Source organism: Stenotrophomonas sp. YJH_SMC_37, from assembly GCF_059370035.1.
The window spans coordinates 55,411-81,503 of the sequence record NZ_JCAFTG010000014.1 but is presented as its reverse complement, the minus strand read 5'-3'; the positions used below and the strand labels follow the sequence as shown (position 1 = coordinate 81,503).

Below are 26,093 nucleotides of genomic sequence, written 5' to 3'. Positions count from 1 at the left end.
CGGCCGCTACCGGTGCCGAGCGCGGGCTCGGCGCTACACGTACACCTTCGCCACGCGCTTGACCGCGCACGGCAGCTGGTAGGCGCTCACGCCACAGCGCGGCGCCAGCTCCGACAGGGTCGGCGCAGAACCCCACAGTTCCACCACGCTGCCGATGCCGGCCTGCGCATGCGCGGTCAGGTCCACCGTCAGCATGTCCATCGACACGCGCCCGATCAGCGCACCGGGCTGGCCGTCGATCAGCACCGGAGTGCCGTTTGGAGCGAACTGCGGATAACCGTCGGCATAGCCGAGTGCAACCACACCCACGCGGGTGCGCGCCTTGGCCACGAAACGCGCGCCATACCCCACCGGTTCACCGGCTTCGATCCAGCGCTCGGCGATCACCTTCGACTGCATCGTCATCACCGGGCGCAGCCGCTCGGTCAACACGGTGTTGTCCGGCAGCGGGTTGGCGCCGTACAGCATCAGGCCCGGGCGCACCCAATCACTGCGCACATCCGGCCAGCCCAGCAGCGCAGGCGAGTTGCACACGCTGGTCTCGCCTGCCAGTCCATCAATGGCGCGGGCGAAGGTCGCCGCCTGTTCGTGGGTGCGTTCGCTGTCCAGCTCGTCGGCACGCGCCAGGTGGGTCATCAGCACGACGCGTTCGACGTGCGGCAGCGCCGACAGGCGCGCGTGCGCCGCGCGGAAGCTGTCCACGTCCAGGCCGAGGCGGTGCATGCCGCTGTCCAGCTTCAGCCACACCGTCAACGGGCGCGGGCTGTCGAACGCCGCCAGTGCCTCCACTTGCCACGGTGAACCGACGGCGAACCAGAAGTCATGCTCGGCCACCAGCGTCATGTCGCTCGGCTCGAAGATGCCTTCCAGCAGCAGGATCGGCGCACGGATGCCGGCCTGGCGCAGCTCCAATGCCTCTTCGATGGTGGCCACGCCGAAGCCATCGGCCTCGCCTTCCAGCGCCTGCGCACAGCGCACCGCGCCATGCCCATAGGCATCGGCCTTGATGATCGCCAGCGCCTTGCCACCGCCCAGTTCACGGGCGAGGCGGTAATTGCTGCGCAGGGCGCCCAGATCGATCAGCGCGCGGGCAGGACGCATGTGCGGTTCTCGTGTTGCGGCGCGTGACCGTACTGGCCGTAGCGGAAAATATCCAGGCCTTCGGTGCTGATCTGCGGCTGTCGCGCGCTCATCAGGTCGGCCAGGTAGCGGCCCGAGCCGCAGGCCATGGTCCAGCCCAGCGTGCCGTGTCCGGTGTTGAGGTACAGGTTGCGGAACGGCGTGGCGCCGATCACCGGCGTACCGTCCGGCGTAGCCGGGCGCAGGCCGGTCCAGAACTGCGCGCGCGACAGGTCGCCGCCCTTCGGATAGAGATCCCTGACCACCAGTTCCAGGGTCTCGCGGCGGCGCTGCGACAGCGACAGGTCGAAGCCGGCCACTTCGGCCATGCCACCGACACGGATGCGGTCGTCGAAGCGGGTCACCGCCACCTTGTAGCTCTCATCGAGGATGGTCGAGGTCGGTGCCATCGCCGGGTCGGTGATCGGCAGGGTCAGCGAATAGCCCTTCAGCGGGTACACCGGCAGGCGCATCCCCAGCGGTGCGACCAGCGCTGGCGAGTAGCTGCCAAGCGCGACCACGAAGCGGTCGGCGGTTTCCAGCTTGCCGTCGATGCGCACGCCGGTGATGCGGTCGCCGTCGAACTCCAGGCCGGTGATGTCCTGGTCGAAACGGAATTCAACGCCGGCATCCATGCACAACTGCGACAGCCGGCGGGTGAACAACTGGCAGTCGCCGGTCTGGTCACGCGGCAGGCGCAGCGCGCCGACCAGGCCATCGACATGGGCCAGGGCCGGTTCGGCCTGGATGATGCCGGCGCGGTCCAGCACCTCGTACGGCACGCCGTACTGGGCCAGGATCTCGATGTCCTGCGCCGAAGCATCCAGCTGCTGCTGGGTGCGGAACAGCTGGGTGGTGCCAAGGTCGCGGCCTTCGAATTCGATGCCGATCTGCGCGCGCAGCTCGTTCAGGCAGTCGCGGCTGTACTCGGACATGCGCACCATGCGCGCCTTGTTGATCGCATAACGCTCGTGGGTGCAGTTGCGCAGCATCTGCCACAGCCAGCGGTACTGGGCCAGGTCCATGCCCGGGCGGATCGCCAGCGGCGCGTGCTTCTCGAACAGCCAGCCGATAGCCTTCTTCGGCACGCCCGGGGCCGCCCACGGCGAGGTGTAGCCGAACGACAGCTGGCCGGCATTGGCGAAGCTGGTTTCCAGCGCCGGGCCGGGTTGGCGGTCGACGACCGTGACTTCAAACCCGGCCTGTCGCAGATACCAGGCACTGGTGGTACCGATCACGCCGCTGCCGAGAACTAGGACTCGCATGGGACTTCTCCAACCCGATCATTCCCTGCACTGGAGCGCACAGGGACCATAATTGGGGAAGTATAGACAGCCATTCCCAGTTGATTTGCCTGTTTTGAAATCAACCGGCAGGATGTTCCACTTCAATTCACTCCCGAAGGTTGACGGTCATGGCCACCCGGATCCGCGAACTGGACAAGATCGACCGCAAGATCCTGCGCATCCTGCAGGCCGAGGGCCGCATCTCCTTCACCGAACTGGGCGAGCGGGTGGGCCTGTCGACCACCCCGTGCACCGAGCGCGTGCGCCGGCTGGAGCGCGAAGGGGTGATCACCGGCTACCACGCCCACCTCGACCCGGCCGCAGTTAAAGCGAGCCTGCTGGTGTTCGTGGAGATCAGCCTGGCGTACAAATCCGGCGACATCTTCGAGGAGTTCCGGCGCGCCGCGCTGAAGCTCCCCAACGTACTGGAATGCCATCTTGTATCGGGCGACTTCGATTACCTGCTGAAGGCGCGGATCAGCGAGATGGCCTCCTACCGCAAGCTGCTCGGCAGCACGCTGCTGACACTGCCGCATGTACGTGAGTCGAAGAGCTACATCGTGATGGAAGAAGTGAAGGAAACACTGAGCCTGCCGATTCCGGACTGAGGCTGCTGCTGGGTGGGGCCAGATCCCGTACAGCGGGCTCTGACCCCGATCATGGCGACAGTCAGCGCTGCTGCGGATGCTTATGCGGGCGCTGTTCCTGCTGCCTGCCGCCCTTGTGCTGCTGCGGCTCCATCTGCTGTTGCTGCTGTTGCTGCTGCGGGTTGCGGCCCTGCGGTTCCTTGCCGGGATGACGGTTCTGCTGGTTTTTCATGGTCGCGATCCAGTGGACGAAGGACATGCGGCGGCGGGATGCCGGCGCAGGGCCACGGTGGCCCCGGAACGGTTAATCGCAGGCGAAAAAGCAGTGATCGGCTGGACGCTGTTTTCGCGCGTTCAGCCCGCTCAGCGCCAGCCAGCAGCCAACCTTGGTGGCACCAGGGTTCAGCGCTTGATCTGCTGGCCATCGCCGGCCGGCACGCTGTCGTAGTAGCGGCCGGTGCGCGAGTCGAACACGCGGTTCGGGCCGGCCGGGCGCACGCCGGGCACGATGCGGCCGTTGCGGTCGTAGACCTTGTCGGCCGGCCTCGGTGCTGGCGGCGGCGTGATCTGGGCCGGACCGGTGGACTTGATCGGCCGCGCCGGTTGCGGCGTAGGCAGCAACTGCGGCTGCGGCCGGGCCGCCTGTGGCGGTGGCGCCACCGGCTGCGGCGCCACGGTGGTCGCGCTGCGGGTGGCCGTGGGGTCGGGGGTGGGCACCTGGGCCAGCGCCAGTGCCGGCAACAGGGCGATTAACAGCAGGGGAAGGGTCGGCTTCATGGCACGCTCCGGCGTCTATGACACCCACCTTGCTCCCGCACCCGTGTGCCACCCATGAACGGCCATCACACTTGCAAGCGCGCGCCGGCACCCCCACGTTTTCCGGCATCCCCAGGCCATCGACCCCACGGAGCGCCGCCATGACCGCCTTCGATCTGACGCCCCCCACTGCCACCCAGACCGAGGCGCTGGTCGCCGGCCTCAGCAGCGAGGAACGCCGCGTGCTGTTGCAGCACGGCACCGAAGCGCCGTTCTGCGGCGTGTTCCTCGACAACAAGCGCGAGGGCGTCTACTGCTGCCGGCTGTGCGCGCTGCCGCTGTTCCGCTCCAGCACCAAGTTCGATTCCGGCACCGGCTGGCCCAGCTTCTTCGCCCCGTTCGACCCGGCGCACGTGCGCGAGATCCGCGACACCAGCCACGGCATGGTCCGCACCGAGATCACCTGCGCGCGCTGCGGCAGCCATCTGGGCCACGTGTTCCCCGACGGTCCGCCGCCCACCTACGAGCGCCACTGCCTGAACTCCGTCTCACTTTCCTTCGTCGGCAATGGCGAGCCCTGGCCCGATCCGTTGCAGCGTGGCGGCGCCGAAGCCGGGGTGGCCGGCTGAAACACCCCGCTGACCGATTTCACAGAATTCCCTCTTCAGAAACCCGGGCGGCGGGCCGACAAGGAGATATCCCCTCTCCCTGCGTCGCCCCATGCTCATCATCGTTGGATTCCTGGTCGTCATCATCAGCGTGATCGGGGGCTACCTCGGTGCCCACGGCCGCCTGGGCGCCCTCTGGCAGCCCTACGAGCTGGTCATCATCGGCGGCGCCGCGCTCGGCGCGTTCCTGGTCGGTACCCCGGCCAAGACGGTCAAGCAGACCCTGCAGGCCATGGTCGGCGTGTTCAAGGGCCCGCGCTACAAGCAGCAGGATTACATCGATGTCCTCAGCCTGCTCTATGAACTGCTCAACAAGGCGCGCCGCGAAGGCTTCATGGCACTGGAAGACCATGTCGAACGCCCGGCCGAGAGCGCCCTGTTCGCCAACTACCCCAAGGTGCAGGCCGACCACCACCTGATCGACTTCATCACCGACTGCCTGCGCCTGATGATCGGCAGCAACATCGAGCCGCACGAGCTGGAACCGCTGCTGGAACTGGAGCTGGAAAAACACCACGCCGAGGCCATGGCACCGTCGCAGGTGCTGACCAAGGTCGCCGACGGACTGCCCGGTTTCGGCATCGTGGCTGCGGTGCTGGGCATCGTCATCACCATGGGTTCGATCGGCGGCGACATCGTCGAGGTCGGTGGCCACGTGGCCGGTGCGCTGGTCGGCACCTTCCTCGGCATCCTGCTGGGCTACGGCTTCGTCGGCCCGATGGCGGCGGCGATGGAAGCCCGCGCCGAACAGGACAGCCGCATCTACGAATCGGTCAAGACTGCCCTGCTGGCCTGCCTGCGCGGTTACAACCCGAAGATCGCGCTGGAATTCGCCCGCAAGACGCTACCGTCGAACGTGCGCCCGGCCTTCTCCGATTTCGAGCAGCACCTGAAGACGGTCAAGTAAGCCATGGCCGAGAACAAGCCCACCGTCATCGTCCGCCGGGTCAGGAAGGCCGGCCACGCCGCTCACCACGGAGGGTCGTGGAAGGTGGCCTATGCCGACTTCGTGACCGCGATGATGGCCTTCTTCCTGGTGCTGTGGCTGATGGCCACCACCAACAAGAACGACCGTGCGGCCATTTCCGAGTACTTCCGCAACCCGAGCCCGCTGAGCGGGCAGAGTGCCACGCCGGCACCCGGCATGGCCGGCCCGGGCGGCGCCAGCACATCGATGATCAAGCTGGGCGGCGCCACCGACATCTCGCGGGGCAGCAGCAACGATCCCTTCCAGAACCAGAAGGAAGCAGTGCCGCAACCGGTGGACCAGCAGCAGCGCGACAAGCAGCAGCTGGAAGCACTGATGAAGGAGCTGCAGGAAGCGATCAGCCGGAGCCAGGCACTGGAACCTTTCAAGGACCAGCTGCTGCTGGACCTGACTCCGGAAGGCCTGCGCATCCAGATCGTGGACAAGCAGAACCGGCCGATGTTCGACCTCGGCAGCGCTACGCTGAAGCCGTACACGCAACAGATCCTGCACGAGCTGGCCGAGTACCTGAACCACGTACCGAACCGGATCAGCCTGACCGGCCACACCGACATCACCGCCTATTCGGCCGCACGCGGCTACGGCAACTGGGAACTGAGCGCCGACCGCGCCAACGCTGCACGCCGTGCACTGGTGGACGGCGGCCTGGAGGACAGCAAGATCACCCGCGTGGTCGGCCTGTCTTCATCGGTGCTGTTCGACAAGGCCGACCCGCAGAACCCGATCAACCGCCGCATCAGCATCGTGGTGATGACCAAGGCCGCCGAGGAGGCAGCGCTGGCGGGTGCCGGCCCCCAGGTGGGGCTGTCGGCGCCCACCGCCGACCCGGACGTGCAGGCCGCGCAGGGGCAAGCGGAATAAGCTGTGGGTGCGCGCCTTGGTCCGAATCCACAGGGCCATGCCGGGCGAGCGCACCACGCCGCACCCGCTACAATGGCGGTCTTTCCGTTTCCAGGTGATCTCACCCCCATGTCCCAGAACTCCAAGGCCAAGCGCGACAAGCGCAAGAAGCAGCAGGGCAAGCGCCCGTTCCTCCGCCTGAACGCGCAGCAGCAGGTGCAGAACCATGCCGTGCTGACCAACGAAGACGGCCAGGTGGTGGCGGCCATCGGCCTGCAGGGCCGTGAGTGGCTGCTGGCCATCGGCGGCCAGACCATGGGCAACGCCGAGAACCCGGTGCCGATGCTGGCCATGCTCAAGCACCTGGCCAACGTGCAGGAGAAGGAAGGCCGCAAGGTCAACCTGGAGTACTCCGAACTGCTGCAGAAGCTGCTGGACACCCTGGCGGCCGAATCCGAGCAGACCGCCGACGAATACCTGGACAAGCTGGTGTCCGAGTTTGAAGGCGTCGACGCTGCTGAAGGCGAAGAAGGCGAAGCCGTCGAGGGCGACGCGGCCGAAGAAGCCGCTGCCGAGGCCGCCCCGGCCGCTGACAGCGACAGCAAGCCGCAGGCCTGAACCGGCCGCGGCGGTGACGGTCTACGTCGATGACGCAGTGCATCCCTGGCGCGGACAGCGCTGGGCGCACCTGATGGCCGACACCCTGGCCGAGCTGCACGCAATGGCCGCGCAGCTCGGCATTCCACCGCGCGCCTTCCAGAACAAGGCCAGCGGCGCCCACTACGATGTCACTGCCGGGCTGCGCGCACAGGCCATCGCGCTCGGCGCCCGGGCGATCTCACGGCACACCGACCGTGAACTGGTCAAAACGGTGATTGCCAACGCCCGGGCGCAGTACCGGCCGTAGGCCACGCCGCGGGTTCGCCGGACACCAACCGGCACCGACGGGGGTAGAGTCGACTGTTAGTCGACTGCTCTCCCATCCGGCCGCGAGACCCCCGCGCTGCGCGCGATAGTCGACTGACAGTCGACTCTACCCCCGTCGGGTCGTGCCCGGCGGATCGGCCCATCGCTCAGAACGGGTCGCTGCCCAGCCGGATTTCCACGTTCAGCAGCGAGCACAGCGCAAGCATCGCGTCATCGTCGCGGGTCAGCGCCATCACCCCGGTAAAGCCATCACTGCCGGCATCCACGCTCCACAGCGTGTAGTTGTGCTCGCGCAGGCGGTCGAAGGCGGTGGCCATCAGCTGCACGCCGTCCAGGCCTTCGGCAAAGTCCTCGTCGTCCAGGTCGCCACCCCAGTCCAGCTGCAGGTTGAAGCGCGCCGAAAGCTCGTTCACCGCCGACTGCAGCGACTCCAGGTCCTCACGCTCCACATCGAAACCGGACTGCCAGGCGATGGCGGTGAACAGCGCCGGCAGCCAGTCGCTGTCCGCTTCCAGCGGCTGACCGTCCTCGGCCAGGTGCTCGCGCCAGCGGTTGAACTGCTGCAGGGCCAACTCTTCGTCACCCGGGTTGATCAGCACCAGCAGGTTCCAGACCCGCGCCTCGAAGCCCTCCTCGTCGAAGTCGTGGATGTCTTCCTCGAAGTCGAAATAGTCGCTGTTGTCGGGCATGGCGGAACGTCCTCTGGGGCAGGTCGGCATTCTACGGTTTATCCTGTGCCGCTGAAGCCGGCCTTGGTGGCCGTCACTGTGAATGAAGCGATGAGCGATACCCCTCCCGACCACCTGGCGATCAACCCGGCCAGCCCCTTCCATGATGCGCAGGCGCTGGAGCGCGGCGTTGGCGTGCGTTTCAACGACATCGAGCGCGACAACGTCGAGGAATACTCGGTCAGCGAAGGCTGGATCCGCGTGCAGGCCGGCAAGGCCCGTGACCGCCGCGGCAACCCGATGACGATCAAGGTCAAGGGCAAGGTCGAGGTGTATTTCCTGGACCAGAAACCGGAATAACCGGCACCGGCATGTAGAGCCGAGCCTGTGCTCGGCTGCTTTTCGTTCCGGGTTCATGACGCCTGAAGCAAGCGTAGCCGAGCATGGGCTCGGCTCTACATGCCAGGGCGGAATCCGCGTCAGCGTCAGCAACGCCCGGTCCCAGGCATCATTCGCGCTTGCGCGATTCCAGCAGGTCCAGGTTGCGGATCAGGCGCCGCGAGATCTCATCGGAGATCACCCCGCGCCGGGTCAGCCGGAACAGTTCCTCGCGCTCGGCGTTGAGGCCGGCGCTGCGCAGCTGGCGGTAGCCCAGCTCCATGCGCCGCACCTTCTCCGGGTCTACGTCGGGCCCGTCGTTGTCCTTCTCCAGGTGCCGCTGGTACAGCAGGCTCACCCGCGAGGCGGCATCGTTGTACAGCTGCACGTTCTCGGTGTTCTGGTTCATCACCAGCTGCTGGCGCATGCGCTCGACCCCGGCCAGCGCCGCCTTCGACGACAGCCGGCGCGCCAGGTCCTCTTCCTTGCGTTCACCCGAATCGGCCGGCAGCTGCAGGCCCTTCAGCAGCTGCGGCAGCGCGATGCTGGCGCCGAGCAGCGAGAACAGGATCACCGAGGCGGCCAGGAAGATCACCAGGTCACGTGCCGGGAACGCACTGCCATCAGGCAGGAACAGCGGCAGGGTCAACACGCCGGCCAGGGTGATCGCACCACGCACGCCGGCCACCGAGGTCGCCACCACGATGCGCCAGTTCGGCGCTTCGCCCCGCTCCAGTCCGCGGCGGCGCGCGCGCAGCAGGTTCCAGCGCAGCGACAGCCACACCCACAGCAGGCGCAGCACGACCAGCGCCAGGTTGATCACCACTACGTACACCAGCAGCCACCACGCGCTCTGGTGGCCGGTCTCGTTCATGGTGGTGGTGGCACGTTCGACAATACCGGGCAGCTGCTCGCCCAGCAGCACGAACATGATGCCGTTGAAGCTGAACTGCAGCATGTTCCAGACCCCGGCACGCTGCACGCGCATGCTGCCGGAGACGCGGCCGGTCAGCTCGACGTAGCTCATCGCGATACCGGCGGCGACCGCGGCGAGGATGCCGGAGGCGTGGATCTCTTCGGCCAGCAGGTAGGCCGCGAACGGAATGAGCAGGTTGACCAGCATCGCCGCGCCCGGCTCCTCGCCGAAGCGGCGCCACAGCCAGCGCTGGAAGGTGGACACACCCAGCGTCACCGCCACGCCCACCGCCAATCCCGCCACCGCCACCCACACGAAGGTCAGCGAGGCCGTGGCCAGCGAGAACGTGCCGGTCATCACCGCAGCCACCGCGAAGCGGAAGCAGACCAGGCCCGATGCATCGTTGAGCAGCGACTCGCCTTCCAGGATGTGCATCAGGCGCTTGGGAATCGGCGCCTTGGAGGCGATCGCACCCACTGCCACAGGATCGGTCGGCGACACGATGGCCGCCAGCGCGAAGCACACCGCCAGCGGCATCACCGGAATCAGCCAGTGGATCAGGAAGCCTGCGCCGATGACGGTGAACACCACCAGGCCGAACGCCAGTTCGAGGATCGCGCCCTTGTCGCGGAACAGGCCCTGCTTGGGGATGCGCCAGCCATCAAGGAACAGCAGCGGCGGCAGGAACAGCAGGAAGAACACTTCCGGCTCCAGCGCGTGGCCGCGGTTGAACACCCCGGCGATGACCGCGCCCAGGCCGATCTGCACCAGCGGCAGCGGCAACGAGAACGGCAGGACGCGAACCAGGTAGCCGCTGGCGACAACGGCCACCAGCATCGCCAGGACGACTTCAATGGTATGCATGCTTCTTCCAGGAAGCGGCGCGTGGGGCGGCTTGAAGGCCAGCGCCGGAAACCCGGAAAAAACTACCACATGCGGCCATGACCGCGACGACGGGAGCCGCCGCGCGTCAGCCCCGGCTCATGCCGCCCCATCGAAGCGGTACAGGTCCATGGCCAGGAAACCGGCGTCGATGCCGGCGTCGATGCGCCGCGCACCGAAGCTGTCCTCGCCGGCTGCGCCCATCGCAAAGAACAGCGGCAGCAGGTGCTCGTCGGTCGGGTGCGCGCGCTCGGCGAACGGCGCCTGCCGGCGATAGTCGAACAGCGCCTGGCGGTCATCAGCGGCCAGCCGCTGCTCCACCCACTCGATGAAGGGCCGCACGTATGGCGCTTCCTTGCCGTCCTGGTAGTCGCCCCAGTCGTGCAGGTTGTGGGTGATGCTGCCCGAGCCGACCAGCAGCACGCCTTGTTCGCGCAGTGGTGCCAGCGCGCGGCCCAGCGCGAACTGATGCTCGGGGCCGAGCAGCGGCTGGATCGACACCGGCACCACCGGGATGTCGGCCTGCGGGCGCAACAGCCGCAGCGGCACCCACGCGCCGTGGTCGAGGCCACGCTGCGGGTCGATGGCCACTGGCAGTCCTGCGGCGGCGATGCGGCCGGCCACTTCTTCGGCCAGTGCCGGGTCACCCGGCGCCGGGTACTGCAGTTCGAACAGCGCGCGCGGGAAGCCGCCGAAATCGTGGATGGTTGGCGGCTGCGGATGCGCCCCGACCAGCGGCTGCCGGCCCAGCCAGTGCGCCGAGGCCATCACGATGGCGCGCGGCGTGGGCAGGTCGCGCGCCAGCTCGGCCAGGCGCACACCAACCTGGCCCGGATGCAGGGCAGTCATCGGCGAACCATGGGAGATGTACAGCGAAGGCAGGCGGGACATGGAATTCTCCAGTTGCAGGATCAGGCGGCGATCAGCGCGAACGCAGGGTCCACTTGCCATCGCCGACCAGGAACAGCACCACCAGCGCCAGCGCCCAGAACGCCGGGTATTCCCAGCCGCCGCCGGCATTGGCGAAACCGAAGCCGTTGGCGCCGTGCACGGTGACGATGGTGCCCAGCAGCAGCGGCACGCCGACCAGGCCCACCCAGCGCGCATAGATGCCCAGCAGCAGCGCGACAGTGATCACCAGCTCGACGCCGATGGTGAGGTAGCCGAGCACGCCGGGCAGGCCCAGCGACTCGAAGAACGCTGCCGTGCCGGCCGGGGTGAATACCAGCAGCTTGGTCAGCGCATGGACCAGGAACAGCACGCCCAGGGCCAGGCGCAGCAGGGCGGCGCCATACGGGGCCAGCGGCGAATCAGGAGCGGTCGTGGCGTGCATCGGAAAGCACCTTGAAGGGAGTGGGCTCAGGTTATTGCGACTTCACGGGCCGATAAATACGATCGATTGACCGTATTTATTTCAGAAGGCGCAACAATGGACACCCTCGAGGCGATGCGCGTGTTCGTGGCGGTGGTCGAGCGCAACGGCTTCAGCGCCGCCGCCCAGGCCCTGGACATGTCCACCGCCGGCGTTACCCGCCAGGTCGCCGCGCTGGAAAAGCGCTTGTCCACCCGCCTGCTCCATCGCACCACGCGGCGGGTCAGCCCCACCAGCACCGGCGCCGCCTACTACGCCCAATGCGTGCGCCTGCTGGCCGAGTTCGACGCGCTGGAGGCCAGCATCGGCGCGCAGGCGCTGGAGCCCTCCGGCACGCTGCGCATCAATGCACCGGTCAGTTGGGGCATCGCCCGCCTCGGCCCACTGCTGGCCAGTTACCGCGAACGCTTTCCGCAGGTGGAACTGGACCTGGCCCTGTCCGACCGCCTGGTGGACATGGTCGAGGAAGGCTACGACGTGGCCATCCGCATCACCCGCGAGCCGGGCCCCACCCTGATCGCCCGCCGCCTGGGCGAATCGCGGGTGAGCCTGTGCGCCGCGCCGGCCTACCTGGCCGCACGCGGCGCCCCGCAGACCCCGCAGGACCTGCAGGCGCACGCGTGCCTGGGCTACAGCTACTGGGCCGCTGGCGACCACTGGCCGTTGCAGGGGCCCGCAGGCGAAGTAAAGGTCGCGGTGAACAGCCTGCTGCACGCCAACAACGGCGACGTGCTGCGCGAAGCGGCGATTGCCGGCATGGGCGTGATCCTGCAGCCGGATTTCCTGCTGGAAGACGCGCTGGCCGATGGCCGGCTGGTGCGCGTGCTGCCCGAATGGGAGGCCGCCCCGATCGGCATCTTCGCGGTCTATACCAGCCGCAGCCACCTGGCACCGAAGGTGCGCAGTTTCATCGACCATCTGGTCGAAGCCGGGGTGTAGCCGAACCTGGTGCCTGCCGGCCCGCGGCCGGCACTACCGTCATGTTTCGGTCTGGTAGTGCCGGCCGCTGGCCGGCAAATACGAAACCCGATCAGGCGGGGACTTCATCCAACGCGTCGATGATCCGCTCCAGCGGTGCCGGCCGCCCCAGCAGGTAACCCTGCACCTGGTCACAGCCGTGCGCGGCCAGCCAGTCCAGCTGCCCCGGTGTTTCCACGCCTTCGGCAATGATGGTCAGGCCCATGCTGTGGCCCAGCGACAGCAGCGCGCGACAGATCGAGGCGTTGCGTGGATTGGTTTCCACGTCCGCCACGAAGCTGCGGTCGATCTTCAGGATGTCCAGCGGCAGGTGCTGCAGGTAGGACATGCTGGAATAGCCCGTGCCGAAATCATCCAGCGACACGCTGATGCCCTGCTCATGCAGGCGCTGCATGGTCTGCATCGCCTGCGCCGGCTTGCGCATCAGGCTGCTCTCGGTCAGCTCCACGTGCAGCGCACCGCGGGCCAGGCCGAATTCCTGCTGGGCGCGGGTGAACTCGGCCACCAGGTCGCTGTTGAAGAACTGCACCGCAGACACGTTGACCGCGATCGGCAGCTCGCCCCACCCGGCGTCGACCAGACGGCGCTGCGCCTTCGCCGCGGCGCGGATCACCCAGCGGCCCAGCGCCAGGATCAACCCGGTGTCCTCGCACAGCTGGATGAACTCGTTGGGCGGGATGAAGCTGCCATCGGCCTGCGGCCAGCGCAGCAGGGCCTCCAGCGCGGCCGGGCTGCCATCACCGGCATGCCGGATCGGCTGGAAGTACAGCTGGAACTCGTTGTCGATAGCGGCATGGATGCGCCCGGCCAGGCGCAACCGATCGGCCAGCCGCGTGGTCACCGCCGCATCGAACCAGACCACCACGTTGCCCTCGGCGCGCGCCGCATGCGCGGCCTGCGCGGCCATACCGATCACCTGTTCGGCGCCATGGCCGTCACCGGCGACATGCACGGCCACGCCGATACGCGGCTCGAACTGGTGCAGCGAGTCCTTGCCGCGCATCGGCGCCGACACGATCTGCAGCAGGTCGTCCAGCACGCGCTGGGTATCGTGCCCGGCACCGATGGCCAAGACAAAATCTTCGGCCGGCTGGAACGCCAGCGTGCCATAGCGCGCGCCCAGGCCCCCGAGCCGGGTCGCCATCGACTGCAGTACCGCATCGCCGATCTCGCGGCCCAGCGTATCGGCCACCAGCTGCAGGCCGCGCAGCTGCACGAAGGCGATGGTATAGCCCTCGCCCTGCCCATCCAGCTGTTCGGTCAACGCGCGTACATTGAGCAGGCCGGTGGCCGGGTTGTGCCGTGCCTGGTAAGCCAGGTCGCGCTCGTAGGCCAACCGTTCGCTCACATCCTCGGCCAGCACCAGGCACGCGGGCTGTCCGTCGAAATCGAGTTTGGACAGGTGTGCGCGCACCTCGAACACGCTGCCGTCCTTGCGCCGATGCAGGCGCACGGTCGCGTCCGGAGGATCGCCCACCTGTGCGCGCTGGATGGCACCACGCACCTCGTCCCAGCCCTCGCGCGGGCGGATGTCGAGGATGCTCATCGCCAGGAACTCGTCGCGGCTGTAGCCGTACTGGCGCACGGCGGCATCGTTGACCTCGATGAAGCGCAGCGTGTCCGGGTCGAATACCCAGAACGGCGCCGGATTGCGGTCAAACAGCAGGCGGAAGCGGCGTTCCACTTCGCTCATCTGCTCGCGCGCCTGATAGCGTTCGCTCAGGTCGGTCAGCGCACCGATCATGCGCCGCTCGCTGTCGGCCACTTCCACCCGCTGCCCACGTGCCCCGACCCAGCGCACCTCGCCTCCGGGCAGCACCAGGCGGAATACCTGGTCGAGCACCGCGCCGCCGGCGAAGGCCTGGTCGAAGGCCTGCTGCAGGCGTGCGGCGTCGTCGCGATGCACGCGTGCGAAGAAATCGGCCACCGGCAGGGCATCGGTCTGCACGCCGAAGATCTCGCGCGCCAGGGGTGACCAGCGCAGCAGCGCGGCATCCTCGTCCACGTACCAGGTGCAGACACGCCCGACCTGGTGCGCAAGGCGCAGCTCGGCGTGGCCGGCCTTCAGCTCTTCGGCCATCGACTGCTGGCTGCGGGTGGTTCGGCGCACCGCATACAGCAGCACCAGCAGCACCACGATGTAGGCCAGTACGATTGCCACCGATGCCTGCAGGTAGGGCCACCACGGTGCCAGCACGTCTTCGTCGGCCAGGCCCACCTGCACCGCCAGCGGACTGCGTTCGAGCGTGCTGATGGTGAGGATGCGCGGTACGCCATCCACCACGCCCGGCATGCTGCCCAGCTCGACCACTGCCTGCGTGCCGAGCAGGTCACGGCGTGGCAGGTCATAGCGGTGGCCCACCGTGCCATGCGGGTCAGGCACGCGGGCCAGCATGTAGCCTTCGGCATCGCTGATCGAGACCAGTCCCTTGGGGCCGACGTCGAGGCCACCGACGATGCGCTGCAGTTCGCCGCAGCGCAGCCGTGCCAGCAGCCAGCGTTCGCCGGCCATCGGCAGCGCCAGCGGGACCACCCAACCGCCATCGCTGGCCCGCTGCGGCGGGCCGATGTACAGCGCGCTGCCCTGGCCACGACGCTGCGGGTCGGTCCACAGCGGCAGCTGCAGGTCGCCCTCGCCGGCCGTCAGCGGTCGGCCATGGCGGTCGAGCACGGCGATGCTGTGCAGTTCGGCATGCCGGCCCAGCACCCCGCCGATGGATGCATCCAGCAGGGCCGGCGCCTGCGCCGGCACGCTGCGGAACAGCTCGGCGGCGTCGGCGGCGATGCCGGACATGGCCCGCTCCAGGTTGCGCAGTTCCAGCGCCAGCAGGCGCTCGCTGCCCACCGCCAGCGCGCGGCTCTGGCGCTGCGCCGCTTCCAGACGGCGGTGGTAGTCATTGACCAGCATGAGGGTCAGCCCGGTGACCAACAGCACGCCCAGCAGCACTCCGCCCCAGGTAATGGCGCGCAGCGGCCGGGCCAACGCGCGTTTCAGCGCGGGCATCGGCGGGTGTTCCTTGTGCAGTCGGCTGGCTTCATGCGCGAACGAATCCTCCACGTCCCCGACCTCAACGGCCGGTGGACGCCATTCTTGACGCCTGACCCGCCCCCGCATGGCCACCTCCCCGTGTCCGCGCAGGGTTCCAGGGTCCAGCATGCACCACGTCGCTCACGGCGTGAAGGTCGGTTCCACGTGTTCAGCCAGATCCTGCACAGCACAGGACGCAGCACAGGGCCGCCAGGCAGGCCGGCGCAGATTAGACTTGGCGTTTTCCGCCGCAAGAGAAGTCCATGTCCAAGCTGCGCCGTCCCACCCTGGCCCTGGCCATCGTTGCCAGCCTGTCCCTGGCCGCCTGTGACCGCCCGGCCGAGCCGGCCGCCACGGCCACCGCGCCGGCCGATGCCACCCCCGCTGCGGCCAAGCCGATGCTGGGCAGCTTCGGCTTCGATGCCAGCGGCATGGACCGCAGCATTGCCGCCGGCGATGACTTCTTTGGCTTCGCCAACGGCACCTGGGTCAAGAACACCGAGATTCCGGCCGACCGGTCGCGCTTCGGCAGCTTCAACGTCATTGCCGAGAAGACCCTGGCCGACACCCGCGCCATTCTCGAAGGGGCCGCCGGCAACACCCAGGCCAGCGGTGACGACAAGCTGATCGGCGATTACTACGCCGCTTACATGGACGAGGCCGGCATCGAGCAGCGCGGCGTTGCACCCGTGGAGCCGCAGCTGAAGGCGATCGATGCCATCACCGACAAGGCCGGCCTGGCACGCGCCCTGGGCGGCGATGTGCGCGCCGACGTCGACCTGCTCAATGCGACCAACTTCTACACCGACCGCCTGTTCGGCCTGTGGGTGTCGGTGGACCTGCTGCAGCCCGACCGCAATGCGCCGTACCTGGTGCAGGGCGGCCTGGGCATGCCCGACCGCGATTTCTACCTGGGCGGCGGCCGCATGGCCGAACTGCGCAAGCAGTACCAGGCCTACATCGCACAGATGCTGCAGCTGGCCGGCGTCGCCGATCCGGCCGGCAAGGCACAACGCATTCTCGCGCTGGAGACGAAGATCGCGCAGGCACATGCCACCCAGGAAGAAACCAATGATGTGACCAAGGGTGCCAATCCCTGGACCCAGGCCGACTTCAATGCCAAGGCGCCCGGCATGGACTGGAACGCCTTCCTCGACGCGGCCGCGCTGGGCAAGCAGCAGGACTTCATCGTCTGGCAGCCCAAGGCCGTGGCCGGCCTGTCCAGGCTGGTCGCCACCGAGCCACTGGAGGTGTGGAAGGATTACCTGGCCTTCCACGCGCTGGACCGTGCCGCCGCCTACCTGCCGAAGAAATTCGCCGATGCCCGCTTCGCCTTCCACGGCACCGCGCTGAGCGGCACCCCGCAGCAGAGCGATCGCTGGAAGCGCGCGGTGGACGATGCCAACCACGCAGTGGGCGAAGCGATCGGCAAGCGTTACGTCGAAAAGCACTTCGACGCGAAGACCAAGGAACGCGCGGACGAGATGGCCAAGAACATCATTGCCGCCTTCGCCAAGCGCATCGACGCGCTGGCGTGGATGTCGCCGCAGACCAAGGCGAGCGCCAAGGCGAAGGTGGCCGGCCTGACCGTGGGCATGGGCTATCCGGAAAAGTGGCGCGACTACACCGGCCTTGAGATCCGCCGTGATGACCCGCTGGGCAATGCACAGCGCGCCGAGCTGTTCGAGTACCAGCGCAACATCGCCAAGCTGGGCAAGCCGGTCGACCACGGCGAGTGGGCGATGCTGCCGCAGACCATCAACGCGATGAATGTGCCGCTGGAAAACCGCCTGGTGTTCCCGGCCGCGATCCTGCAGCCGCCGTTCTTCGACGGCGCCGCCGACGACGCCGTGAACTATGGTGCGATCGGCGCCGTGATCGGCCACGAGATCAGCCACGGTTTCGATAACGCGGGCGCACTGTTCGATGAAACCGGCAAGCTGCACAACTGGTGGACCGCCGAGGACCTGAAGCAGTTCAACGCCGCCGGCGATGCGCTGGCCGCGCAGTTCAGCAGCTACGAGCCGTTCCCGGGCGTGCATGTGAATGGCAAGCTGACCCTGGGCGAGAACATCGCCGACGTGGCCGGCCTGGGTACCGCCTACGACGCCTACCAGCTGTCGCTGCAGGGCAAGCCGGGCCAGACCCTGGAAGGCTTCACCCCGGACCAGCGCTTCTTCCTCGGCTTTGCCCAGGCCTGGCGCAGCAAGAGCCGCGAGCAGGCGCTGCGCAACTCGCTGCTGACCGATGTGCATGCACCGGGCCAGTTCCGCGCACTCACCGTGCGCAACATCGACGCGTGGTACCCGGCGTTCGACGTGAAGGAAGGCCAGAAGCTGTACCTGGCCCCGGACAAGCGGGTCAAGGTGTGGTGATGTAACCGGAACGGGCGCCGCAAGGCGCCCGTTTCACTTGCGGGTAGCTGCCAACTTTGGTTGGCGCTTCCGCGGCACCGCGAAAAGCGTGCCAACCAAGGTTGGCACCTACCAGGCAACCGCAGGCCACTCGCGCAGGATCTCCACCGGCACGCCCATCCGCGCGCAGGCGCGGCTGGCCAGGCCATCGGGCAGCGCGCGGCGGAACAGCGGCGCCATGCCCTGCATCAACTTCGCTGAAGCTGCCGCCTGCGCACGCTGGCGTCCACTGCGCTCGAGCATGCCCTCGGCCCAGTCCGGCAGCAGCGCCGCGCCTGCACCCAGGAACACCTCGCGCGACAGCCCCGGCACCGGTACCGGCAGGCGCACGCCGGACAGCACCTCCAGCACTTCACGCGAGCGCTCGTCCACACGCAGCTCCGGTTGCCGCGCGCAGAAGTACGCCGCCACTTCCGCTTCGCTGCACGGCACATCCACTGCACCCAGCGCCTCGGCCACACGGCGGTACTCATCGTAGTAGCGGTCGGCGATGTCCCCCGGCAGCTCGCGCCCATAGCGGCGGAAACCCTGCAGGAACCCGAAGGCTTCGGTCACGTGCACCCAGGTCAGCAACTGCGGATCGTCGGCGGCGTAGGGCTCGCCCTGCGCGGTCTGGCCGCGGATCCGTGCATGAATACGGCGCACCTTGGCCACCAGCGCCTCCACTTCGCCAGTGGGCGCGTAGCTGGTGCCGGCAACGAAGGCGGTGGTGCGGCGCAGGCGTCCCACCAGGTCCTGGCGGAAATTGGAGTGGTCGTAGACCCCGGCCAGCGCGCGTGGGTGCAGTGTCTGCAGCATCAGCGCGCACAGGCCACCGGCGAGCATCGAGGGAAATTCGGCGTGCAGCCGCCAGGTGACGCTGTCCGGGCCGAACCAACCCGGGTCGCCCTGCGGATGGTCGTAGTCGATGCCACTCTGGCCGCGCGGGAAGGCGTCCAGTACCCAGCGCCGGATCGGCGCGGTGACGGGGCGGTAGAGTCGCTGCAGCAAAGCCGGCATCACGGGTCCAGGAAAGTCGGAAGAACGGTCGCATCTTGCGCGGTCGGCCCCGATTCTCGGCGATCACGGCGCAGGCGGCGAGCCTCCACGCTCAGCGACCGTTTCATGTGCGGCCGCAGCACGTTTCACCCTGCGACATCCTGTCGCAGGCTGTGACCGCGATGATGCAATGCATCAATTTTCACCCCCGCCGGGCAAACCGTTGCGCCGCTTGGCATTGCCCCCGTTGCACCGCCCGCTGGAAGTGCTAGAACTGGACCCGCCACACCGTCCAATGCTGATCGACGCACGTTCCACAAGGAGCCAGCCATGATTGCCTTGTTCAAGGGTTTGGGAATTCTGCTTCGCGACAACGAGCTCTACAGCAGCCCGTTCGACAAACAGGTGGCGCACTGGCGCAACCTCAGCGAGCAGCAGATCCGCGATGAAGTGGCGGTGCTGGCCCAGGCCAAGTGCCAGTGGCTGATCGCATCGATCATCGGCTGGCAGGCAGCCTCTCTGCTGATCCTGGGCCTGATCGCCAACTACCTGTGGCGCGATGACTTCCATATCACCTTCACCCGCGTGGTGATCGTGTTCGGCTCATGGGTCTCGATCCTGTTCGTGATCTGGTTCATGGCCAACATGTTCGATCAGCAGGCCGGCTTCGAGCGCTGGATGAAGGCCTTCAACAGCCGCGCCCGCATCAGTTCCAAGGCCGACAGCGTGGAGCACGTGGCCGAGGCACTGGACCTGGCCGAGCACTACCCGGAAGTGCTGGACTACAAGCAGGCGGTCACCACCAAGCGCGAACTGCGCCACGAGGACATCCGCATCATGACCGAGATCGGGCGGATGAAGCAGCACTCGGAGCTGGTCGGACGCCTGAACCACGTCGGCGAAACCGAACACCATCACGAGCTGACGCTGCAGCCTGCCTACTGACCCTTCAGCGAAGCGGGGGGATCCACACTGCCACCGTGATCACTCGCGGTGGCAGTGTTCTATCGGGTCCTGGCTGACGCACTGGCGGAAGCCGTCGGGCAGGCCACGCATGGCCTCGGTCTTGCCTGCCGCAACCGCAAACCGGCGCAGCGGCGGCGTGGTGCACGCGGCATCGGTGCTGCACGCTGGGTCCAGCACCAGGTAATGGCAGTGGCCACTGCTGCTGGCAATGCACTGAAAGCGCGCCTCGCCGTCGACCACCGTACTCTTGCTGTACAGCGTGTCCACGCCGTTGGCATGGGTGCGGGTGATCGAGGTGTTGCGGGATTTTTCGCAGCCGGCCAGTGCCAGCACGGCAACGCACAATCAGCAGACGGGACATGTTCATTCCTCGGTGCAGGGGGGATGCGGCTGCGGCTACATGCCGCGGAACAGGCTCATGAACGGTTGGCTGACCACCAGCGTTTCCGTTCGGCCACGCAGGCGCAGCACGCCCCGCCCGGTATCGTCGCGGCTGACCGCCGCCACGGCCTTCATGTTGACGATGGTCGAGCGGTGGATCTGGCGGAAATGCTGCGGGTCGAGCACTTCCAGCAGTTCGCGCAACGGCGTGCGCAGCAGGCTCTCGCCGGCGGCAGTGACCACGGTGGTGTACTTGTTGTCGGCGCGGAAGTAGGCCACCTCCTCCAGCATGATCAGCTGCGTCTCGCGGCCGTTGCTGGCGGTGATCCAGGCCAGCGGCGGTCGCTCTGCAGTGCCCTGCGATGGGCCCAACCGCTGCAGCAGGCGCTCCAGCACGGCATCGTCCTGCCGCGTCGATGGCAGCCGCGACAGGATGCGTTCGCGGGTGGCAAGCAGGCGCTCGTCGCTTACCGGCTTGAGCAGGTAATCCATCGCGCCCTGCTCGAATGCATCGATGGCGTACTGGTCGTAGGCAGTAACGAACACCACCTGGGTGCGCGGACTCAGCTCGGACAGCGAGCGCGCGACCTCGATGCCGCTGATACCGGGCATGCGGATATCGAGGAAAGCGATGTCCGGCTGCTTCTCGGCCAGCTGCTCCAGCGCGCTGGCGCCGTCCTCGCACTCGGCCACCAGCTTCAGGTCCGGCCACAGCCGGCGAAGTTGCTCCACCAGCGACTGCCGCAGCAGTTCTTCGTCTTCAGCGATCAGTGCCTCAAGCGGCATGGCTGCGCTCCTTGTGCGACTGCGGCAGGGTCATGGTCGCGGCCACGCCGCTGGGGAAATTGGCCACGATCGCCACACCGGCCTGCTCACCGCAGGTCAGGCGCAGGCGCTCGCGCAGGTTCTTCAGGCCGATGCCGGTACCGCTGGTGCCCTGCCCGAAGCCGAGCCCGTCGTCGGCGACGGTCACGGTCACGTGGTCATCGAAACCACGCGCGAGGATCCAGATCGTGCCACCGCCGGGCTTGGGTTCCAGGCCGTGCTTGATCGCGTTTTCCACCAGTGTCTGCAACGCCATCGCCGGCAGGTGCACGCCATGCAGTTCGTTGGGTACCTGCACTTCCACCGCCAGCCGCGCGCCCATGCGGATACGCAGAATCTCCAGGTAGGCGCGGGTGCGCTCCAGCTCCACGCCCAGCGTGGACACCGATTCGTCCACCTGCGGCAACGAGCTGCGCAGGTACTGGATCAGGTGGCCGAGCATCTGTTCGGCACGCGCCGGGTCGGTGCGGGTCAGCACCTGCGCGTTGGCCAGCGTGTTGTACAGGAAGTGCGGTTCCACCTGCGCGTGCAGCAGATTCAAGCGCGCCACCGACAGTTCCTTTTCCACCTGGGTCTGTTCGGCGGCGGCCTGCTCATCGCGACGCTGGTCGGCCACGCGGCGGCTGATCGCACGGGTGACCGCTTCGGCGTTCTCGAAGTTGCTGCCCTCGTCCAGCGCCAGCAGGTCGGCCCACCAGCCCGCATCCGGTTCAAACAGTAGGGTGACGGTGCTGGTGCCCTGCCCCGGCGTGACCGTGGCCAGCACGCTGTTGCGCTTGATCGCCAGCCGCGCCGGCAGGTTCCAGCGCGAGGGCTGACGCCCATTCCAGAGATCCACGCGGCGAACATAGGCGCGCACCTGCAGGCTGCCGGCCGAGCTTTCCACATCCTCCACGCGGGGAAGTTCGGCGATCGCCGCTTCCACTACCGAGAACGCGTGGCCGGCGTCCATCGGCAGTTCGATCTGGCGGCGCTGGCGCCCGGACAAGGTGGTGGCATCCAGGCGACCGGCCACCAGCCAGACCCGGCGGATATGGGTGATGGCACTGCCCAGCGCGGAAATGATCAGGAACATCGCCAGCAGGCCGAAAATCCAGCCCGGGCCATCGTTCATGCCACTGAAGATGCCGCTCCAGACCATGCCTGCGACGAACAGCGCCGCAGCCCAGGCCAGCAGATGACGTAACAGGAGAGAAAGGCTGGCGAACACGGCGGCGCCTTGGAGGAAGGGGGTGAGCCGAGCATAGGGCGGCCCGCCGGGCAAGCAAGCGGGCTGCGACGAAGGGCGGGAAAGCGGGGATGGAAGCGGCTCTGGCAGTGCCGGCCGCTGGCCGGCACCCCGTCATCGCCGCAAGCCTCGCAGCAATGCCGGCCAGCGGCCGGCACCACCGGTGCTTCTTATTGGCGCTGGTCGGCGCTGGCGTCGCGTACGGCGCGGAACGACTCGTCCTTGCTCCAGTTCGGCCAGGCACGGGAGTTGGCCAGCTGGTTGCCCAGCGTGTACAGCACTTCCAGGTCGCGGGCGGCACCGGCGAACACCCAGTCCGGCTGCCATTCGTCGCCCTGCTGGTGGTAGCGCTTGGCGGTGTAGTCTTCCGAGGCCTTCTTGCCCGCAGCCACGCCACCGTCCACCCAGTCCTGGCCGGCCGACCACGACAGTGCCGGCACGCCACGCTTGGCGAACGGGAAGTGATCGGAGCGGAAGAACAGGCCCGCTTCCGGCTTCGGGTCCGGCGTGTAGCGGATATCCCAGCCCTTGGCCACGTCCTTCAGCTGGTCCAGCAGCTCGAAGCGCGCGGCGCCGTAGATGCCGAAATCGCGCGACGGACCGAACGGCGCCATGCCATCCATATTGATCACCGCCACGGTCTTTTCCAGCGGGTACAGCGGATGGGTGGCGTAGTACTCCGAACCCAGCAGGCCCTTTTCCTCGGCGGTGACTGCCAGGAACAGCACTGACCTCTCCGGGCGCTTGGCCTTGGCGAAACCACGGGCCAGCTCGATCAGCGAGGCAGTACCGCTGGCATTGTCCAGCGCCCCGTTGAAGATGCGATCACCGCGCGCGTCCGGCTCGCCCACGCCGATGTGGTCCCAGTGCGCGCTGTAGACGATGGTCTCGTCCGGGTGGCGGCTGCCTTCCAGGCGCGCGGCCACGTTGTGCGAGGTGATCACTTCGGTCTTCACCGCGTACTTCGCGTCCAGACTGGCGCCGGTCAGCGGCACCGGGGTGAAGTCGCGCTGCTGCGCCTTCTTCTTCAGCGCTTCGAAGTCCTGCCCGGCCGAGCGGAACAGCTCCACGGCAAGGTCGCGCTGGATCCAGCCTTCCAGCAGCGGGTGGCTTTCCGCCGGGTTGTCGCGCACCACATCGAACATAGTGTTGGTGTTGGAGCCGGCCACGGTGGCCCAGCCGTACGACGCCGGTGCGGTCTCGTGCACGATCAGCACGCCCAGCGCGCCCTGGCGGGCACCTTCTTCGTACTTGTAGGTCCAACGGCCGTAGTAGGTCATGCCCTTGCCGTCGAAGTCGCCCTGGCCGGTCTCGAAGTCCGGATCGTTGATCAGCACGACAGCGATCTTGCCCTTCAGGTCCACGCCCTTGAAGTCGTCCCAGTTGCGCTCCGGGGCCTTCACGCCGTAGCCGAGGAACACCAGCGGCGCCTTGCTGATATCGACGTTGCTGGCGCCGTTCATGGCGGCGCGCACGGCGATCTGCTTGCCCTGCTCCAGCGCAACGGTCTTGCCGCCCTGGTGCAGCGCCAGCTGCGGTGCGCCGACGATGTCGCCCTTGCGCAGCGGAACGGCCTGGGTCCACAGGCGCTTGCCATCCTTGAGGTCACCGCCCGGCTGCAGGCCGGCATCGGCGAACTGCTTGCTGAGGAAGGCGATGGTCTTCTCTTCGCCGGCGGTGGCCGGCGAGCGGCCTTCGTAGGCGTCGGAGGCCAGTTCCTTGACGTCGGCGGAGATCCGCGCGCCGTCGAATTTCGGGGTGGCGGCCATCAGTGCGCTCGACACTGACAGGGCCAGCACGCCCAGTGCTACTCGCTTCATTGCTCTCTCCAGCAGGGAAATCTCTCTGGAGTGTAATGGGATTCGGCAGGGCTGCGCCCTGCACCTGCCGATGCCAGGGCAACAGCAACAGCAACAGCAACAGCAGAAGCAGGCATTCGGTGGGATGGCGGGGTGGGTCCGGTTGCGGGGGACGCCGTAGACCCCGCTCCGCGGTCCGGCCCAGCCGCTGGCGGCTGTGCGTTCGGGCGCTTGCGAAGCAATGCTTCGCAAGCAAAGCGCCCTCACCCTTGGGGGCTTGGCCGCGGCATCCATGCCGCGGACACCCCCGCAACCGGACCCACCCCGCCTTCGACAGCTTCCCGCTGCTGTTGGTGGGTGTCGACCTTGGTCGACACGGACTGAAACAGGAAGGGGTCAGATCCCTTTCCCGGCGGGAAAGGGCTCTGACCCCATCGGTGTGTTGCTTGAGCCTGTTACCAGTTCGGATCTTCGGCCGGCGCGGCAGCGGGCTTGGGCTTCGGCTTGGCGGCCGGGCGTGCGGCAGCTGCGGGAGCGGCCGAGGCAGTCGCTCCTGCGGCGGCGGCCGCCGGCTTGCTGCCCAGCTTCTGGCGCAGTTCGATCTGGCCCGGACGGAAACCGCCGCGCATCGCGTCGACGCCGTCTTCGATGGTGCCGTATGAGGTCTGTGCAGCGACGCGGTCGATGCGGATGGTGCAGCACGGGTGTTCGCTGCGGCCCAGCGAGCGGCCGGTCTGCGGGTCCTTCAGTTCTTCGCCCAGGCGCACGGCCTGCCAGCGCTGGCCGGCCTGCACGGTGTCACCGCCCTGGCTCAGCACCACCTGGTCACCGTCCACCGACACCACCGATACCGGGAACAGCGTGGTGACGATGCTGGTGCCGATCTGGCCGGACAGCGATTCCATCATCGCCGCGGCCATGTTGCGGCCGTTGACCACACGCGGCAGGGTGCTGGGGCCGGTCGAGGCCAGCTGGTGGTCGAAGCTGTCGGACATCACCACTTGGCCGGTGGTGGCGTTGACCAGGCGCAGGGTGATGCGGCCGCCACCGGAGTACGAGGTCACCTGGCGGTCGGACATGCGCAGGTTGCGCACGCTGCGCGGGTACTCGAAGCGTTCGACGGTCGGGATCAGGATCAGGTCGGTCGCCAGCTGCTGGCCGACACGGGCAGTGTCCTGCAAACGTACGTTGCCGCTGTTGATGTGGTCGATCTCGGCCTGCAGTTCGTCGCCGAACTCACGGTCCAGCACGATGAAGCGCTGGGTCTGGGTCAGCGTGTCGGACAGGCGTGCGCGGATCGCGTCGGCCACTTCATCGGCGCTCACGCGGCCATCGCCCACGGCATAGCTGCCGGCCTTGGTACGCGGCAGCGCGACCACGATCTTCGGCTTGCCCTGCTCGTCCGGTGCGCGGTACTGGGCGATCTGGGCACGTACGCGTACCTTCCAGTAGCTGCGCATGCTGCGGTGGGTCACGTCGGAATCGAACGAGCTGGCGCCACGCTTGGCATCGACGTTGACCTTCTCGTCGTAGCTCTGCTTGACACTGGCCGAAGCCGAACCGCTCTTGGCCGAGGCTTCGCCGGACGCACTGGCCGACGCCGAGCCCTTGAAGCTCCAGCCTTCGTCGCTGGCGCGCACACGGGCGATGGTCTCCTCGTCCAGCTGCCGCACTTCGTCCTGCGACAGGATTTCATAGCCCAGCACCGCGCCCTGCGAGCCGGCGATCATCTGCTGGGTGAACGCGTCGGCGCGGATGTCGCCGACGTGTTCGTCATCCACATCCACATGCAGGCCTGCACGCAGGCCCTGCATCTGGCTGGCCACGCGTACGCCGTTGACCTGCGCCACCGCCGACTGCAACGCCGCCAGCACCGCCAGTTCCGGGGTGCTGCCGATGCCGTCGGCCTCGCGCGCGACCTGGGTGGTGCCGCCGAAATCCGGCGTGCCACGCAGGGGCGCCGCTTCCACTGGCGCATTGCTGGCCAGTGCACTGGTTGCCTTTTCCTTGGCGGGCGCGGCAGCCGGGGCGTCCTGCTCGCCACAGGCTGCAAGCAGCGCGGCAACCAGGCCCAGGCCGATCAAACGGTAGGTCATACGCATGGAGATT

At 67.6% G+C, this 26,093-nt stretch carries 25 protein-coding genes; 10 read left to right on the top strand and 15 right to left on the bottom strand.

The window, feature by feature from the left end:
- Positions 1-33: 33 nt before the first annotated feature.
- Both alr and AC5P8J_RS17475 read right to left on the bottom strand, forming a co-directional pair.
- Entirely contained in the window at positions 34-1,101 is a 1,068-nt protein-coding gene (alr, locus tag AC5P8J_RS17480) for an alanine racemase (RefSeq protein WP_019660920.1), read from the bottom strand.
- Positions 1,080-2,384, bottom strand: a complete 1,305-nt coding sequence (locus AC5P8J_RS17475; protein ID WP_495217001.1) for a D-amino acid dehydrogenase — start codon at positions 2,382-2,384, stop codon at positions 1,080-1,082. The genes alr and AC5P8J_RS17475 overlap by 22 nt, the downstream gene beginning before the upstream one ends.
- Positions 2,385-2,533: 149 nt before the next feature.
- On the opposite strand from AC5P8J_RS17475, the gene AC5P8J_RS17470 reads away from it, so the two are divergent.
- Positions 2,534-3,013 carry an Lrp/AsnC ligand binding domain-containing protein gene (locus AC5P8J_RS17470; RefSeq protein ID WP_019660918.1) on the top strand — a complete coding sequence of 160 codons (480 nt, stop codon included), beginning with the start codon at positions 2,534-2,536 and terminating at the stop codon, positions 3,011-3,013.
- 61 nt (positions 3,014-3,074) lie between these two features.
- Here the strand turns inward: AC5P8J_RS17470 and AC5P8J_RS17465 are convergent, their stop codons facing one another.
- Together AC5P8J_RS17465 and AC5P8J_RS17460 are read right to left on the bottom strand one after the other, a co-directional pair.
- The gene (locus tag AC5P8J_RS17465; protein WP_058980698.1) at positions 3,075-3,251 is read right to left on the bottom strand and encodes a hypothetical protein; all 177 of its coding nucleotides are present in this window, start codon (positions 3,249-3,251) and stop codon (positions 3,075-3,077) included.
- A gap of 143 nt (positions 3,252-3,394) precedes the next feature.
- Positions 3,395-3,769: a classical arabinogalactan protein 4 gene (locus AC5P8J_RS17460; RefSeq protein ID WP_134731094.1), complete on the bottom strand. Its 375-nt coding sequence runs from the start codon at positions 3,767-3,769 to the stop codon at positions 3,395-3,397.
- 140 nt (positions 3,770-3,909) lie between these two features.
- On the opposite strand from AC5P8J_RS17460, the gene msrB reads away from it, so the two are divergent.
- From msrB to AC5P8J_RS17435, 5 genes are all read left to right on the top strand, one after another.
- Positions 3,910-4,377, top strand: a complete 468-nt coding sequence (msrB, locus tag AC5P8J_RS17455) for a peptide-methionine (R)-S-oxide reductase MsrB (RefSeq protein ID WP_021204375.1) — start codon at positions 3,910-3,912, stop codon at positions 4,375-4,377.
- A gap of 91 nt (positions 4,378-4,468) precedes the next feature.
- The gene (gene motA, locus AC5P8J_RS17450) at positions 4,469-5,323 is read left to right on the top strand and encodes a flagellar motor stator protein MotA (RefSeq protein ID WP_014645799.1); all 855 of its coding nucleotides are present in this window, start codon (positions 4,469-4,471) and stop codon (positions 5,321-5,323) included.
- A 3-nt stretch (positions 5,324-5,326) separates the two neighbouring features.
- Positions 5,327-6,265 carry a flagellar motor protein MotB gene (motB, locus tag AC5P8J_RS17445; RefSeq protein WP_346474812.1) on the top strand — a complete coding sequence of 313 codons (939 nt, stop codon included), beginning with the start codon at positions 5,327-5,329 and terminating at the stop codon, positions 6,263-6,265.
- Between the two features lie 108 nt (positions 6,266-6,373).
- Complete coding sequence (locus AC5P8J_RS17440) at positions 6,374-6,862, top strand: hypothetical protein (RefSeq protein WP_019660912.1); 489 nt, start codon at positions 6,374-6,376, stop codon at positions 6,860-6,862.
- Positions 6,863-6,875: 13 nt separating this feature from the next.
- On the top strand, positions 6,876-7,151 hold the full coding sequence (locus tag AC5P8J_RS17435; RefSeq protein WP_021204374.1) for a DUF4031 domain-containing protein: 276 nt from the start codon (positions 6,876-6,878) through the stop codon (positions 7,149-7,151).
- 166 nt (positions 7,152-7,317) lie between these two features.
- Here AC5P8J_RS17435 and AC5P8J_RS17430 read toward each other — a convergent pair whose 3' ends face one another.
- Complete coding sequence (locus tag AC5P8J_RS17430) at positions 7,318-7,860, bottom strand: DUF6630 family protein (RefSeq protein ID WP_019660910.1); 543 nt, start codon at positions 7,858-7,860, stop codon at positions 7,318-7,320.
- Between the two features lie 90 nt (positions 7,861-7,950).
- Here AC5P8J_RS17430 and AC5P8J_RS17425 point away from each other — a divergent pair, with 90 nt between their 5' ends.
- Positions 7,951-8,199 carry a DUF3297 family protein gene (locus tag AC5P8J_RS17425; RefSeq protein WP_026347120.1) on the top strand — a complete coding sequence of 83 codons (249 nt, stop codon included), beginning with the start codon at positions 7,951-7,953 and terminating at the stop codon, positions 8,197-8,199.
- 148 nt (positions 8,200-8,347) lie between these two features.
- On the opposite strand, the gene AC5P8J_RS17420 is transcribed toward AC5P8J_RS17425, so the two are convergent.
- The 3 genes from AC5P8J_RS17420 to AC5P8J_RS17410 all read right to left on the bottom strand — a co-directional run bounded on the left by AC5P8J_RS17420 (position 8,348) and on the right by AC5P8J_RS17410 (position 11,348).
- Positions 8,348-9,997, bottom strand: coding sequence for a Na+/H+ antiporter (locus tag AC5P8J_RS17420; protein WP_019660908.1), 1,650 nt, complete (start codon positions 9,995-9,997; stop codon positions 8,348-8,350).
- Positions 9,998-10,114: 117 nt separating this feature from the next.
- Positions 10,115-10,906 (bottom strand): dioxygenase family protein, encoded by a 792-nt coding sequence (locus AC5P8J_RS17415; protein WP_227853679.1) that lies wholly within the window; start codon positions 10,904-10,906, stop codon positions 10,115-10,117.
- A 31-nt stretch (positions 10,907-10,937) separates the two neighbouring features.
- Positions 10,938-11,348, bottom strand: a complete 411-nt coding sequence (locus AC5P8J_RS17410; protein ID WP_019660906.1) for a DoxX family protein — start codon at positions 11,346-11,348, stop codon at positions 10,938-10,940.
- Positions 11,349-11,444: 96 nt separating this feature from the next.
- On the opposite strand from AC5P8J_RS17410, the gene AC5P8J_RS17405 reads away from it, so the two are divergent.
- A complete protein-coding gene (locus tag AC5P8J_RS17405) occupies positions 11,445-12,326 on the top strand; it encodes a LysR family transcriptional regulator (protein ID WP_019660905.1) in 882 nt (293 codons plus the stop codon).
- A 91-nt stretch (positions 12,327-12,417) separates the two neighbouring features.
- Here AC5P8J_RS17405 and AC5P8J_RS17400 read toward each other — a convergent pair whose 3' ends face one another.
- Positions 12,418-15,480: a bifunctional diguanylate cyclase/phosphodiesterase gene (locus AC5P8J_RS17400; protein WP_171953450.1), complete on the bottom strand. Its 3,063-nt coding sequence runs from the start codon at positions 15,478-15,480 to the stop codon at positions 12,418-12,420.
- A gap of 176 nt (positions 15,481-15,656) precedes the next feature.
- On the opposite strand from AC5P8J_RS17400, the gene AC5P8J_RS17395 reads away from it, so the two are divergent.
- Positions 15,657-17,768: a M13 family metallopeptidase gene (locus tag AC5P8J_RS17395; RefSeq protein WP_021204370.1), complete on the top strand. Its 2,112-nt coding sequence runs from the start codon at positions 15,657-15,659 to the stop codon at positions 17,766-17,768.
- Positions 17,769-17,876: 108 nt separating this feature from the next.
- On the opposite strand, the gene AC5P8J_RS17390 is transcribed toward AC5P8J_RS17395, so the two are convergent.
- Positions 17,877-18,806: an oxygenase MpaB family protein gene (locus AC5P8J_RS17390; RefSeq protein ID WP_111102073.1), complete on the bottom strand. Its 930-nt coding sequence runs from the start codon at positions 18,804-18,806 to the stop codon at positions 17,877-17,879.
- 309 nt (positions 18,807-19,115) lie between these two features.
- On the opposite strand from AC5P8J_RS17390, the gene AC5P8J_RS17385 reads away from it, so the two are divergent.
- The gene (locus tag AC5P8J_RS17385) at positions 19,116-19,730 is read left to right on the top strand and encodes a hypothetical protein (protein ID WP_021204368.1); all 615 of its coding nucleotides are present in this window, start codon (positions 19,116-19,118) and stop codon (positions 19,728-19,730) included.
- 39 nt (positions 19,731-19,769) lie between these two features.
- Here AC5P8J_RS17385 and AC5P8J_RS17380 read toward each other — a convergent pair whose 3' ends face one another.
- From AC5P8J_RS17380 to AC5P8J_RS17360, 5 genes are all read right to left on the bottom strand, one after another.
- The gene (locus tag AC5P8J_RS17380; protein WP_495217000.1) at positions 19,770-20,084 is read right to left on the bottom strand and encodes a hypothetical protein; all 315 of its coding nucleotides are present in this window, start codon (positions 20,082-20,084) and stop codon (positions 19,770-19,772) included.
- Between the two features lie 63 nt (positions 20,085-20,147).
- Complete coding sequence (locus tag AC5P8J_RS17375) at positions 20,148-20,918, bottom strand: LytR/AlgR family response regulator transcription factor (protein ID WP_021204366.1); 771 nt, start codon at positions 20,916-20,918, stop codon at positions 20,148-20,150.
- A complete protein-coding gene (locus tag AC5P8J_RS17370; protein ID WP_021204365.1) occupies positions 20,908-22,167 on the bottom strand; it encodes a sensor histidine kinase in 1,260 nt (419 codons plus the stop codon). Before AC5P8J_RS17370 ends, AC5P8J_RS17375 begins: the two co-directional genes overlap by 11 nt.
- A gap of 188 nt (positions 22,168-22,355) precedes the next feature.
- Positions 22,356-24,005, bottom strand: coding sequence for a M28 family metallopeptidase (locus AC5P8J_RS17365; RefSeq protein ID WP_227853680.1), 1,650 nt, complete (start codon positions 24,003-24,005; stop codon positions 22,356-22,358).
- Between the two features lie 434 nt (positions 24,006-24,439).
- Positions 24,440-26,086, bottom strand: coding sequence for a CsgG/HfaB family protein (locus AC5P8J_RS17360; protein ID WP_227853681.1), 1,647 nt, complete (start codon positions 26,084-26,086; stop codon positions 24,440-24,442).
- Between the last annotated feature and the right edge of the window lie 7 nt (positions 26,087-26,093).

Coding starts and splice junctions, on each gene's coding strand:
- alr (WP_019660920.1), bottom strand. CDS start 1,101: ATGCGTCCTGCCCGCGCGCTGATCGATCTGGGCGCCCTGCGCAGCAAT.
- msrB (WP_021204375.1), top strand. CDS start 3,910: ATGACCGCCTTCGATCTGACGCCCCCCACTGCCACCCAGACCGAGGCG.
- AC5P8J_RS17400 (WP_171953450.1), bottom strand. CDS start 15,480: ATGCGGGGGCGGGTCAGGCGTCAAGAATGGCGTCCACCGGCCGTTGAG.
- motA (WP_014645799.1), top strand. CDS start 4,469: ATGCTCATCATCGTTGGATTCCTGGTCGTCATCATCAGCGTGATCGGG.
- AC5P8J_RS17430 (WP_019660910.1), bottom strand. CDS start 7,860: ATGCCCGACAACAGCGACTATTTCGACTTCGAGGAAGACATCCACGAC.
- AC5P8J_RS17395 (WP_021204370.1), top strand. CDS start 15,657: ATGTCCAAGCTGCGCCGTCCCACCCTGGCCCTGGCCATCGTTGCCAGC.
- AC5P8J_RS17365 (WP_227853680.1), bottom strand. CDS start 24,005: ATGAAGCGAGTAGCACTGGGCGTGCTGGCCCTGTCAGTGTCGAGCGCA.
- AC5P8J_RS17385 (WP_021204368.1), top strand. CDS start 19,116: ATGATTGCCTTGTTCAAGGGTTTGGGAATTCTGCTTCGCGACAACGAG.
- AC5P8J_RS17410 (WP_019660906.1), bottom strand. CDS start 11,348: ATGCACGCCACGACCGCTCCTGATTCGCCGCTGGCCCCGTATGGCGCC.
- AC5P8J_RS17375 (WP_021204366.1), bottom strand. CDS start 20,918: ATGCCGCTTGAGGCACTGATCGCTGAAGACGAAGAACTGCTGCGGCAG.
- AC5P8J_RS17460 (WP_134731094.1), bottom strand. CDS start 3,769: ATGAAGCCGACCCTTCCCCTGCTGTTAATCGCCCTGTTGCCGGCACTG.
- AC5P8J_RS17390 (WP_111102073.1), bottom strand. CDS start 18,806: ATGCCGGCTTTGCTGCAGCGACTCTACCGCCCCGTCACCGCGCCGATC.
- AC5P8J_RS17420 (WP_019660908.1), bottom strand. CDS start 9,997: ATGCATACCATTGAAGTCGTCCTGGCGATGCTGGTGGCCGTTGTCGCC.
- AC5P8J_RS17360 (WP_227853681.1), bottom strand. CDS start 26,086: ATGCGTATGACCTACCGTTTGATCGGCCTGGGCCTGGTTGCCGCGCTG.
- AC5P8J_RS17470 (WP_019660918.1), top strand. CDS start 2,534: ATGGCCACCCGGATCCGCGAACTGGACAAGATCGACCGCAAGATCCTG.
- AC5P8J_RS17440 (WP_019660912.1), top strand. CDS start 6,374: ATGTCCCAGAACTCCAAGGCCAAGCGCGACAAGCGCAAGAAGCAGCAG.
- AC5P8J_RS17415 (WP_227853679.1), bottom strand. CDS start 10,906: ATGTCCCGCCTGCCTTCGCTGTACATCTCCCATGGTTCGCCGATGACT.
- AC5P8J_RS17405 (WP_019660905.1), top strand. CDS start 11,445: ATGGACACCCTCGAGGCGATGCGCGTGTTCGTGGCGGTGGTCGAGCGC.
- motB (WP_346474812.1), top strand. CDS start 5,327: ATGGCCGAGAACAAGCCCACCGTCATCGTCCGCCGGGTCAGGAAGGCC.
- AC5P8J_RS17425 (WP_026347120.1), top strand. CDS start 7,951: ATGAGCGATACCCCTCCCGACCACCTGGCGATCAACCCGGCCAGCCCC.
- AC5P8J_RS17475 (WP_495217001.1), bottom strand. CDS start 2,384: ATGCGAGTCCTAGTTCTCGGCAGCGGCGTGATCGGTACCACCAGTGCC.
- AC5P8J_RS17465 (WP_058980698.1), bottom strand. CDS start 3,251: ATGTCCTTCGTCCACTGGATCGCGACCATGAAAAACCAGCAGAACCGT.